Below are 12059 nucleotides of genomic sequence, written 5' to 3' on the forward strand. Positions count from 1 at the left end.
TTTATGAATGAAGAAAGCGAGGAACTTGAACATGCAAAAATTAATTGTCTTAGCACTTGTCGGCCTTGCCGCGCAATTGGTGGATGGATCTCTTGGAATGGGTTACGGGGTGACTTCAACCTCACTTTTGCTAGCTTTCGGGATTGCGCCGGCTGTCGCGTCAGCTTCTGTGCATTTGGCGGAAGTTTTTACAACGGCGGCTTCCGGAGTTTCACATATGAAATTTGGGAATGTCGATAAAGGGATCATTTGGAAACTGGTTGTACCTGGAGCTGTCGGCGCCTTTCTCGGGGCAACCGTGCTTAGCCATCTTCCTGCAAGCACATTAAAACCGTACATTTCTATTTTTCTGATCGCCCTTGGCCTCTATATTCTTACCCGGTTTCTGTTCAATACGCGCGGGGCGTCGAAAGTCAAAAAGCAAACCAGGTCAAACATATTTTTTATCCCACTTGGCTTTGTCGCAGGATTTTTTGATGCAACGGGGGGCGGCGGCTGGGGCCCTATCGCCACACCGGCTTTGCTGTCCAGAAATGACATCGAACCGCGGAAAGTGATCGGCTCGGTGGATACTAGTGAATTTGCTGTATCCTTGGCATCAAGCATCGGTTTCCTCTTATCCCTCGGCGCTATGCAAATTAACTGGATTTGGACGATCGCCCTCATGCTTGGCGGCCTGATCGCCGCGCCGATTGCAGCCTATCTGGTTAAAATTTTACCGGCTCATTTGCTGGCTGTCATTGTCAGCGGCATGATTGTGTTCAGCAACGTGCAAACTTTATTAAAAATGGCGGGCGCCGGTAGCGGCTGGTACGGCGTTACCTATACAGCCATTGCGGCAATATGGGCCATCCTCATTTTCTATACAATCAGAAGACACAAACGGGCAGTTGCCAGCGCCAGCGTAAGCGTCACAGAATAAGGAATGTTTTCGGGCAAGGGATCCATTGCCCGGATTGTTTTTACCCAAACAAATTTTGGCAAAGAATGAACATAGACGCTTCTATTTGAAGGAACAGTGCCTTTTTTGCTCGCTTCCTTAATGTAGAGGCGCTCTATGTTAAGAAACAACGTCTTTTTACCGCGCTTCCTTTACGTAGACGACCTCTATGTTAAGAAACAACATCTTTTTACCGAACTTTCTTAACGTAGACGGCCTCTATGTTAAGGAACAATATAATTTTTTCTCGCTTCCTTAATGTAGACATGCTCTATGTTAAGGAACAATGTCTTTTTACCTCGCTTCCTTAATGTAGACGCACTCTATGTTAAGAAACAACGTCTTTTTTGCTTGCTTCCTTAACGTAGACGGGCTCTATGTTAAGGAACAGCACCTTTTTCGCTCGCTTCCTTTACGTAGACGGGCTCTATGTTAAGGAACAACGCCTTTTGACCTCGCTTCCTTAACGTAGACGGACTCTATGTTAAGGAACAACGTCTTTTTTGCTCGCTTTCTTAACGTAGACGGGCTCTATGTTAAGAAACAACACTTTTTTTGCTCGCTTCCTTAATGTAGACGTGCACTATGTTAAGGAACAATGTCTTTTTACCTCGCTTCCTTTACGTAGACAGCCTCTATGTTAAGAAACAACACCTTTTTTTCTCGCTTTCTTCACGTAGACGTACTCTATGTTAAGGAACAACGCAATTTTCGCTCGCTTCCTTAACGTAGCCGACCTCTATGTTAAGAAACAAAGCTATTTTCGCTCGCTTTCTTAACGTAGACGCGCTCTATGTTAAGAAACAACACCTTTTGACCTCGCTTCCTCAACATAACCGGCCATGCCGCTACCACGTAGCACCAGCAAAAATTATCCATCATAATTTTTTTCGAGATAGCATGCCTAAGTAAAGGCAGCCGCAACTCTTTTAGTGACAAACAAAAAGCGTTCTGCATGAAGATCGCCCAGAAATTTTTTGCGGATCCAAACATAGCTTAGCCCCTGCCACATATATATCATTTAAATAGAGGCAAAAAACATGGCTTAACCCGCGCCCCGTCCGGTTTGCAACCCCTGTTTATGCCGCTATCCGCCATGCCCGCTATCCCTCCCTCGTCCGCAAAGTGTATTATGTTTAAAATGTAAAACCTGTTTTGCTATAATTATATTTACTGGTATTTTCCATTTTTTGAACGGAAAGAACGGTGTGTCTATGAAAACATTGATTTCGTCGCTGCAATGGATGGCATTTATGATCGCCGGGTCGATCGCGGCCCCGATTGCCATTGCGGATGCTTTCCATTTCAGTGCAGGTGAGACTGCCCTGTTTGTGCAGCGGACGCTTTTTGTACTCGGGATCGGCGGCCTTTTGCAAGGAATTTTCGGCCACAGAATGCCCATCAATGAAGGGCCGGCCGGGTTGTGGTGGAGCGTGTTTGCCATTTATGCAGGGCTTGTCGGCAGCTTGTATAGTTCAAGCACTGAATCTCTGCAATATTTGGCAGGCGCACTGATTGTAACCGGCATCTTTTTCTTCCTGCTCGCTTTTACCGGACTTGTGGACCAATTAAATAAACTGTTTACGCCGGTAGTGACATTTATTTATTTGCTGTTGTTGGTGCTGCAGTTGAGCGGCTCTTTTATGAAAGGGATGCTCGGCATTACGGGTGCCCATCAGGAAGTCCGGCCGCTTGTTGCTGTTTTGAGCCTTGTCACCGTATTGCTTACATTCTATTTTGGCCATGTAAAGAAACCGTGGGTCAAGCAATATTCGATCATGCTCGGCTTGATTTGCGGCTGGATTTTGTTCGCGCTTTTCGGTGAAGCACCGGCTATTACATTTGGGGAAAGCTGGTTCTCTCTTCCCGCTGTGTTTGATTTTGGAAAACCGCGTTTTGATTCCGGTGCCGTCACAACCGGTGTATTCATCGGGCTTTTGTTAACTGCGAATATGATTACGTCTGTGCGCGTCATGGGAAATGTGACGGGAGTCCGCCAAGAGCGGGTGCGGAGCAGTCTGTTCATATCCGGCATCAACCAGCTGCTTGCCGGCATCTTTTCCGCTGTCGGTGCGGTTCCGATTGCAGCAGCGGCAGGCTATGTTGCACAAACCGGTATAAAAGTGCTGAAACCATTTTTGTATGGTGCTTGTTTCGTTTCCATCATTGCTCTGCTGCCACCGCTCGTGCATATCATGTCTGCGATTCCCGCGCCGGTTGGTTATGCCGTTACCTTTGTGGTCTTCACACAATTGGTTGGCCTTGCCTTAAATGATCTTGAAAAAAGCCCGGACAAAGAGATTGCCCACACAACAGCAGGCATCTCCTTCCTGGTCGGAATCGGGGCGATGTTTTTGCCGGCTCATGCGACCGAACATTTGCCAATGATGATCGCTACTTTTTTAAACAACGGCTTAATCCTTGGATCTGTGGTCGGCATTTTGACAGAACAGCTGCTGATTTGGAGGAAAAAAAGAAAACTGCAAGAAAACAGCATCCGCGAGCAGTAAAAATTGGGAATGCTGCCAAACAGCAAAGAATTTCCTGCTCCGATTTGCACGGGATCCCGCCGGTTGGCACCTTTGTTGCAGTCATCCAAATGGCCTGGGGCGTTCCAATTCAATAAAAAGGGGCACAGGACTTGATCGCCGAATCCCTTGCCTCCGTACAACGTGAGCCTGTTGCGGCGGTCAGGGATATAAAAAATGCCGGGAAATTCCCGGCATTTTTTATATCCGCTTCCGTTTTTCCACACACGATTACAGATCGGCTTCCTCGAGCAGCCCTTTTTCGATGCAGGTGAGGGCAGACAGTTTTATCGTCCGTTTTTCAAACCGGATGGCAAGGGTGTCACCATCAATATCAACAATTTCACCATGACCAAACACACGGTGCTGGATTTTTTTACCGGCCACAAAAGCGGATGCGTCCTTAATGGCATTCGGGTTCTGCGGGATGGAGACCGTCTTTTTGCCGATTCGGGCAACTTCTATGTCTGGCTTTGTTTTTCCGGCCTTTTCAACACTGTTGACAATTCCCTTCACCGCTGCCACAAACGGTGAGTCCATTGCCCGGCTTCCGTTGCGTTTTTCATAGCTGACCATTTCCAGTGACTTTTTCGCGCGCGTCATTGCCACATAAAAAAGACGGACCGATTCTTCCATCAGTAAATCATCTTCTTTTTCATCGTTACCCGGAATGATCCCATCAACCAAGTCAATCATATACACCTTTTCAAACTCCAAACCTTTTGAACTGTGGAACGTCGAAAGCGTCACAGCATGCCGGCCTTTGTTCCCTTTCGCCGTTTTTAAAATGTGCGCCAAGTGCTTCAGCCTTGCAGCAAACTCTTCCATTGTCACAAGCGTGTCCGCAATGTCTTCGAGCGTATTTAAAACGCCAATCAAATACTCTTTCCGGAATCCGAATTTCTTGCACATGTTTTCGAGGGCTTTTTCATAGCCGAGCCTGTCGCGGATGACTTGAATCGCATCCAGCGGCGGCATGCCCCGCATTTCCCGGAGCGTCTCCTTTACTTTACGTACTTTTTGGACCTGGTAATCCTTCAAATTTGCATAACGCACCAAATTGTCAAAAACAGACTGGTTATTATGGATCCCCTTTACCGCTTCCATCTGTTGTTTCGTAATATAACCGTCCAATTTCGAATGGACCTGCGCGAGGATATCCGCCCGTTTATCGGTAAACGTGAGCCGCATCACATTCAAAATATCCTGGACAACCCAGTGAGAAAAAAAGCGATTGTCGGTATCTTTGAGATAAAACGGAATCCCTTCCCGGTCAAATTCGTTGATCAGGGCAATCGAAGACATATTGTTCCGGTACAGCACGGCAATTTCTGAAAAATTTTCGGACACCACAATGTTCTGGGCCAAATATTTTGCCTGGTATTTATAATCTGGCAGGCGCACAAACCGAATCGGCCCGGCAGGTGGGTTTTCCGTGAACATGTTTTTATCATAGCGGTGCTTGTTGCGCTTGATAAACAGGTTGGCAGCCGTGACAACCTCTTGAGATGACCGGTAATTTTGTTCCATAAATAAAATTTTCGCATCCGGATACACTTTTTTAAAATTCAGCAAGTAGGACGGCTCCGCACCCCGCCAGCTGTATATCGACTGGTCATCATCGGCGACAACGCACAAATTGCGATGCCGCCGCACAAGCTTTTCAACAATGGCATGCTGTACCATGGACGTATCCTGGCTCTCATCCGTCAGCACATAGTCATAACGCCCCTGATACATACGGAGAAGATCCGGATCACGCCTTAATATTTCATTCGCATATGTCAGCATATCATCAAAATCAAGAAGCAGCTGTCCGGTGCCCTGCTTTTTAAACGTCTCATACTCCTTTAAAATCCGGGCAGCTTCCGGCACACTCGTCGCAACCTTCCCCCATTTTGCAGGCGGGATCATCTTGTTTTTGATATAGCTGATATACGTCTGCAGTTCCTCCAGCTGGTCTTCCGTGATCTTCTCTCCATGAATGGCCTTGTACACATTCCGCAAAATTTTTTTCTTCTGGTACGGTCCCGCCTCGCCTTCAATCAGCAAGAAAGGGACATTGGTCCGTCTGAAAAATACGCGGACGAGTTCAAAAGCAAGGCTGTGGATCGTTGAAAAATCAACGGGCGGAAGATTCGGAAAAAGCTTTTGGAACCGGTCTTTCATGTCAGCGGCAGCGGCCCGGCTGAACGTAATGGCTTTGATCCGTGCAGGCGCCACCCCTTTTTCTTCAATTAAATAGCCGATCCGCATGATGATTGTCGTCGTTTTTCCGGAGCCGGGGGAAGCCAAAAGCAAAAGCGGACCTTCCGTTTGCTTTACGGCCTCTTGCTGCACTGCATTCAGCACAATTCCGGACTCCTCTTTTTTACGGGTGAAAAAGTCTTGTTTCGTGTCCATTGCCATTGCTCCGTTCCAAATGCTTTGGTTTAATAGTAGCATATTGGAATGGAGCGTTGGCATAAAATCTAACCATTCAGTTTTGACAACTGTCTCATATGTATAAAAATTTTCTCAATCGCATTGGAAGGCTGCCTTCAACATCTCACAATCGAGAAAAACTTGACACATACCTCGTCATAAAAGGTTTTGCCTATGACGACATTTTCATATGTCCTCCCCCTTTTTTCATTTTCTATAAAAGAAAAATTTCTGCACGCATGCCGAAATTCCTTTTAAAAAAATTAGAAGGGAAAGCTTTTGGATTTCCAAGTAAACATGCCGGCTGTACTGGAAATCAAGGTACCCGCTCCGCCTACGCGGTGTACCGATGATGGCCACGCTTGCCATCCCCGCTGATTTTAGAGTACCACCGATTTGTTAAATTATGATGAAGAGGGATTAAAGAATTTACAAAGATGCGGAAAGAACGGGGATATGTATCCCGTGCCCCGAAAAAGGGGAGCGGGGAAGGCTTACCAGCTGGATTTCTTTACGCCCGGAATCTCGCCTTTATACGCAAGTTCCCGGAAACAGATGCGGCAAAGTTTGAATTTGCGGTATACCGAATGAGGACGCCCGCACCGCTCGCAGCGTGTGTAAGCCTGAACTTTAAATTTCGGCTCACGTTTTTGTTTGACAATCATCGATTTCTTTGCCATGACGTTTGCCTCCTTTCTATGTGCTAACAGTTTATTTTACTATAAGTTCAACAGAAAAGATAGTGGTACATTTTGGCAGATTGTTTCTAAATAATTTTATAAATCACATATACCTATTGTTGGCTAATACCGTTTTTTGGAATTATAATTTGACCCGATTGTTTTCCTGCTTTCAGGAGCCGTGTTTATCGCAATAACATCCTCCAACCTTTCACAACTTATTCAGAGCAAAATCCAGATGCCCGTCACAAAAAAGAGCAGACCCAACTAAGCGTACTCTACTTTAAAACTCATGAAATTTTTTCTGCCTTCGATTTCGCCCAATTTCTAAACCAAATAATGAAAGAGAGAACCAATAACAATATACCAAAAATCAAAAAAAATCTCGGAATCAATAATATTTGACTAATCAGCGAGTTTCCGAGCTCTACAGTTGAATAACCATCAACAAGATGAACCAAAAACATCATACATAGTCCTGTAAACGCCATCACAAATCCATATTGAAAAATTCGATACATGAACCTCATCCCCCTTTTTTAAAAAAATTCGGTTTATTTTTTGGATATTTTTATCTATAGTAATCATAAATTCCATTTTTAACAATCCTCCCATGGAAGGGAAAGACGGCTTTACGCAAAAAAGGTTTGATGATTGCCTGAATCCAGCGTGTACCGGCTGCATCCCCAGTGCCCGGCTTTGCAGTGGGTGGTTTGATTTTGGAAAAACAATAAGCATGTCAGAATGCTTGATCTGCGACGAATTCTTTTCAGTTTCAGCCCGCATTAAAAAAAAAGCAAACAAAAAACCGGGCGCAATTTTGCCCGGTTCGTTTGCAACGGCTTATTTTCCTAAAACATCGTGGTCGACCCAGCGTTTGCCGTCGATTTCACTGATGAGGTTGACAGCCACTTTAGCGCCGTCGCCTGCTGTGATAATGGTGTGCATGGAAACGCCGGCAACCGTGCCGCATGCCCATACATTCGGGACATTCGTTTTTCCTTGCGCATCCACTGCAAAAACGGTTTTTACGCGTGGTTCTGTTGCCGGTTTGGTTTTGACGCCAAGGGCTTCCCCGAGGCTTGCAATCATGCCGGTTGCAAGAATAACGTATTTGCTTTCGTACGACCCTTGTTCTGTTTTAATGGTAAAACCATTTTCCGTTTTTTCAATTGATTCGACTTTTTCGTCGACCAGTTCGGCCCCGAATTGCGCTGCCTGTTTTTTACCGGTTTCGACCAGGTCTGGTCCGGTTATTTCTGTTACGCCGTAGTGATTTTTCAGCAAAGCCCGCTTGGTAGCGCTCGTGCCACCATCAAAAAGCACTGTGCTTTTCCCGGCTTTGGCCGTAAAAATGGCGGCACTTGCCCCGGCCGGACCAGCTCCAATAATGGCAATTTCATACATCGTACATTCCTCCTTACTATTTTAAGTATAGACCGGCAAATGGGGAAGTTCAAAAAATACACTTTGGAAGGCACGGAAATGTAAGGCCTTATTTTCTAAGCGTTCCTTTGGACAAATCGAATCAAAGTCAGGGATAACCAAATTGTCCTCAGAAGAAGCCAAGGATAGAACTTGATCGGTAAACAATGAATTAAAGTTCAGGTCTTAATACAAAAGATAGCATTAACAAATTTACGCAAATATTCATCAAATGATCAATATCAATATGATCATTTCCTTCACAAAAAGCTTTAAGCACATCGCAAGGCACATTGGCATACTTACCTAATGTTTCATAGGAAAGATTATAATCTCCTATCAAATTAGCCTCTATTATCGCTCTCATTCTCTCTTTTGAGTCTATAAAAGAGAATCCTGTACTTAAAAACGGTAAACGATAATGGATTCTTTTTAACTCCCCTTCATCAAAGTAGCATGGCTTTCCAGAGAGAATTTTTGTAGTTTTCTCATCGGAAATCCCAAATAGTGTAGCTAACTGCTGATCTTTTAACTGAAACTTATTTTTAATATGAAGGAATTGACTTTTAAATATTCATGACTTCCATCTGAATAGACATTGGAATTTGTATCGTGAACAAAATCAGACATTTTTTCCGACTCCTTTAAAACATTATATAATTTTCATAATAAAATGAAAAGGAAAATAGAATTTGGAATCGGATTACCGGTTTTTCTCATTCTCTCCTTTCATCATAAATGTAGTTCCATCCATTCATCCACTTCCTGGAAACCGAATTTTTCATACAATGGCTTGCCCATTTCAGAAGCGCCGAGCCAGATGTTGGAGATGCCAGCCTTTTTCACCTCATCCATCAGTTTTTCCATCAATTCTTTCGCGATCCCCTGGCCGCGGTATTCTTCTTTTGTATAAACATTTGTAATATAGGCTTTCTTCCCGCTTTTATTCACATAGCTCGGCGGAAATTCGTAAAAAATGACAGCCCCGCAGGCAACGATTTCTCCTTCGTCTTCCGCAAGCCATTGGACCATGGAGCCTTCTTTTAATTTCTTTTGAAAAAACTTTTCCAAATCGGCATCAATGTCCGTCTTCGGTTCGATGCCTTGGGCAACTTGCTGCTGCTTTCTAAGCTCTATTAAATGATGAAGATCATCCAGATTGGCTTTCCGAAATTCCATAGATGCGCCTCCTCGTTGGCATTTGATAATACATTCATACCCCGTTTTAAGGAAGAAAAGCGCACCATTGGTCTTTTTCCGTTGCCATTTTTGTTTTCCGGGAGCCGTATTGAAAAGCAGCTGCGCCCCTGCAGCTGCTTTTCAATGTTAAACCGGGTATACCGGGTGCTTTGGTTTTGAAAAGTCTTCCTGCTTCCCGCTGTACATTTCAAGCCGACGTTCGAGTTCTTCCCGCAGTTCATTGCCCGGTACGACGTCATCCACAACCAGTTCGGAAGCAAGCCGGTAAATGTCAATGTCTTTCACGTACTCCGCCCGCTTTTCCGCGAAAAATGCCGGCCGTTCCTCTTCCGGGAGTGCGGCGATTTTATTGGCGTATACGGCATTGACCGCGGCTTCAGGGCCCATGACCGCAATCGATGCAGACGGAAGGGCAATGCAGCAGTCCGGTTCAAACGCCGGGCCTGCCATTGCGTATAAACCGGCACCGTACGCTTTCCGGACAATGACGGACAGTTTCGGAACGGTTGCTTCGCTCATCGCAAAAATCATTTTTGCCCCGTGGCGGATAATGCCGGCCCGCTCCACTTGCGTCCCGATCATGAAGCCGGGGACATCCGCGAGAAACAAAAGCGGAATATGGAACGCATCACAAAGATGGATAAACTTTGCCGCTTTATCGGCGCTGTCGTGGAAAAGCACGCCGCCTTTCACCCGCGGCTGATTCGCAATGATTCCGACAGGCCGGCCGCCAATCCGGGCGAGACATGTAATCAGTTCGGGCGCAAACTTCTTTTTAATCTCGCAGATCGAATCTTCATCCACAATCCGCTCGATCAGCTGGTACATGTCAAACGGGGCATTTTCATTTTTCGGGATCAGTTCCTCAATCGTTTTTTCAAACGCAGCCGGCGCCTTTGCTTCTGTTCTTGCCGGTTTTTCGGAAAAATTGTCCGGAAAATAGGTTAAGTATTTTTGCACATAACGGATTGCTTCTTCTTCCGTTTTCACTAGCACATCGCCGCAACCCGAAACGGTGCAGTGCATTTTTGCGCCGCCCATCTGCTCGAGCGTCACTTTTTCACCGATCACCATCTCGGCCATCCGCGGCGAGCCTAAGTACATGGACGCATTGCCCTCGACCATTACGACAATATCGCAAAATGCAGGAATATACGCCCCGCCGGCAGCAGACGGCCCGAACAAGAGGCAAATTTGCGGTACTTTCCCGGACAAATGCACCTCGTTGTAAAAAATCCGCCCTGCTCCTCTTCTGCCCGGGAACATCTCGATCTGATCGGTAATCCGTGCGCCTGCGGAATCGACGAGATACAAAATCGGGCAGTTGAGTTTCGCGGCTGTCTCCTGGATACGGATGATTTTTTCGACCGTCCGCCAGCCCCACGAACCGGCTTTTACGGTCGAATCATTGGCCATAACGCAAACGGTGCGGCCGCCGATTTTTCCGAGCCCGGTGACGACCCCGTCTGCCGGCAGGTCCCCCGCAAGGACATTGGCAAACATCCCGTCTTCAGCCTTGAGCCCGTCATCCAACAGCATTCGCAAGCGTTCGCGGACAAACCATTTGCCCTGTTCGCGGTTTTTTTGGTGGTATTTTTCCTTTCCGCCCTTTAAAATTTCTGCTTTTTTGCTTTCGTAGTCCATTGCATTACCTCCCTTTATACACCGGGGTGCGCTTTTCCGCGAATGCCCGCAAGCCCTCGAGCCTGTCTTCGGTCGGAATGAGCGCGTTGTAGGCGAGTTCTTCGATTTTCAGCCCTGCTGAAAGGCCGGTCTCTGTCCCTTGATCGATAGCCGTTTTTGCCTGTCTAAGTGCAATGGGGCCGTTTTTTTGCATTTCCCCCGCCAGTTCAAACGCTTTTTCGATTACTGCTGCACGCGGCACAGCGTATTCGAGCAGGCCGATTGCCGCTGCTTCTTCAGCAGTCAGCCGTCGCGCCGTGTAGATCAGTTCTTTCGCTTTGCCAATCCCGATCAGTCTTGGCAACCGCTGTGTGCCGCCCGCTCCCGGGATGATCGCGAGCGACGTTTCGGTAAGCCCATATTTTGCTTCGCGGGCGCCAATGCGAAGATCACATGCCAGCGCCAGCTCCAGCCCACCGCCGAATGCCGACCCGTTTAGCGCCGCAATCACCGGCTGGGGCAGCGCGGCTGTTTCATTCACAACCGCACCGATCTTCCGTACGGCCTGCAGCACCTCTTCCTCGTTCATGCCTTTCCGCTCTTTTAAATCCGCTCCGGCGCAAAACACTTTTTCCCCGGCGCCGGTCAGGATCACAACGCGCGTGCTCTGGTCTTTTTTTACTTCCGATAAAGCTTCATGCATATCCGAAAGCATTTCTTTGGATAATGCATTTGCAGCTTCCGGCCGGTTCAACGTCATCACGGTGATGCCATCTTGTTTTTCCAATAAAACTGTTCCTGTCATGTTCTTTTTCCCCTCCTGCCTGTTTGCCTGCAAGCGCCCTTCCGATCGGCTTTGCAATCTGTTTTGCGGCTTCGGGCGGCTCTACATCATCACGGCAGCTTCTTTGTTTTTTGACAAAACAGCCCCGTTACGCTCCCTGTCTGATGGCTTGCAAGCGGTCTTCCAATCTTTTTCAGTCTGCTTTGCAGCTTCGGGCGGTTCTGCATCATTACGGCAGTTCCTTTTGCTTTTTTTGGCAAAACGGCCCCGTTACACCCCCATCTAATGGCTTGCAAGCAGCCGTCCAATCTTTTTCAATCTGCTTTGCGGCTTCGTGTGGCTCTGCATCATTACGGCAGTTTCTTTTGTTTTTTGGCAAAACGACCCCGTTACGCTCCCTGTCTGATGGCTTGCAAGTGACCTTCCAATCTTTTTCAGTCTGCTTCGGACGGCTT

10 protein-coding genes are annotated in these 12059 nt (G+C 46.7%); 2 read left to right on the forward strand and 8 right to left on the reverse strand.

Annotation, left to right across the window (positions count from 1 at the left end; genetic code table 11):
* The first annotated feature begins 31 nt into the window (after nucleotides 1–31).
* Nucleotides 32–922, forward strand: a complete 891-nt coding sequence (locus NST70_RS14100; RefSeq protein WP_061577448.1) for a sulfite exporter TauE/SafE family protein — start codon at nucleotides 32–34, stop codon at nucleotides 920–922.
* A gap of 1232 nt (nucleotides 923–2154) precedes the next feature.
* Nucleotides 2155–3450, forward strand: a complete 1296-nt coding sequence (locus tag NST70_RS14105; protein WP_061577447.1) for a purine/pyrimidine permease — start codon at nucleotides 2155–2157, stop codon at nucleotides 3448–3450.
* Nucleotides 3451–3699: 249 nt separating this feature from the next.
* Here NST70_RS14105 and NST70_RS14110 read toward each other — a convergent pair whose 3' ends face one another.
* The 8 genes from NST70_RS14110 to NST70_RS14145 form a co-directional block, all read right to left on the reverse strand.
* Nucleotides 3700–5871 carry an ATP-dependent helicase gene (locus tag NST70_RS14110; protein WP_061086778.1) on the reverse strand — a complete coding sequence of 724 codons (2172 nt, stop codon included), beginning with the start codon at nucleotides 5869–5871 and terminating at the stop codon, nucleotides 3700–3702.
* 515 nt (nucleotides 5872–6386) lie between these two features.
* Complete coding sequence (locus NST70_RS14115) at nucleotides 6387–6572, reverse strand: type Z 30S ribosomal protein S14 (RefSeq protein WP_013860453.1); 186 nt, start codon at nucleotides 6570–6572, stop codon at nucleotides 6387–6389.
* Nucleotides 6573–7016: 444 nt separating this feature from the next.
* Nucleotides 7017–7169 (reverse strand): hypothetical protein, encoded by a 153-nt coding sequence (locus NST70_RS14120; protein ID WP_185740938.1) that lies wholly within the window; start codon nucleotides 7167–7169, stop codon nucleotides 7017–7019.
* Between the two features lie 246 nt (nucleotides 7170–7415).
* Nucleotides 7416–7979: an FAD-dependent oxidoreductase gene (locus tag NST70_RS14125; protein ID WP_035188636.1), complete on the reverse strand. Its 564-nt coding sequence runs from the start codon at nucleotides 7977–7979 to the stop codon at nucleotides 7416–7418.
* A 190-nt stretch (nucleotides 7980–8169) separates the two neighbouring features.
* Nucleotides 8170–8571: an HTH domain-containing protein gene (locus tag NST70_RS14130; protein ID WP_342476229.1), complete on the reverse strand. Its 402-nt coding sequence runs from the start codon at nucleotides 8569–8571 to the stop codon at nucleotides 8170–8172.
* A gap of 158 nt (nucleotides 8572–8729) precedes the next feature.
* Nucleotides 8730–9176 carry a GNAT family N-acetyltransferase gene (locus NST70_RS14135; protein ID WP_014097147.1) on the reverse strand — a complete coding sequence of 149 codons (447 nt, stop codon included), beginning with the start codon at nucleotides 9174–9176 and terminating at the stop codon, nucleotides 8730–8732.
* A 147-nt stretch (nucleotides 9177–9323) separates the two neighbouring features.
* On the reverse strand, nucleotides 9324–10841 hold the full coding sequence (locus NST70_RS14140; protein ID WP_014097146.1) for an acyl-CoA carboxylase subunit beta: 1518 nt from the start codon (nucleotides 10839–10841) through the stop codon (nucleotides 9324–9326).
* A gap of 4 nt (nucleotides 10842–10845) precedes the next feature.
* Entirely contained in the window at nucleotides 10846–11625 is a 780-nt protein-coding gene (locus NST70_RS14145; protein WP_341289497.1) for an enoyl-CoA hydratase, read from the reverse strand.
* Nucleotides 11626–12059: the final 434 nt, after the last annotated feature.

The sequence above is a fragment of the Weizmannia sp. FSL K6-0777 genome, assembly GCF_038593185.1.
GTDB classification, from domain to species: Bacteria; Bacillota; Bacilli; order Bacillales; family Bacillaceae_C; genus Weizmannia; species Weizmannia faecalis.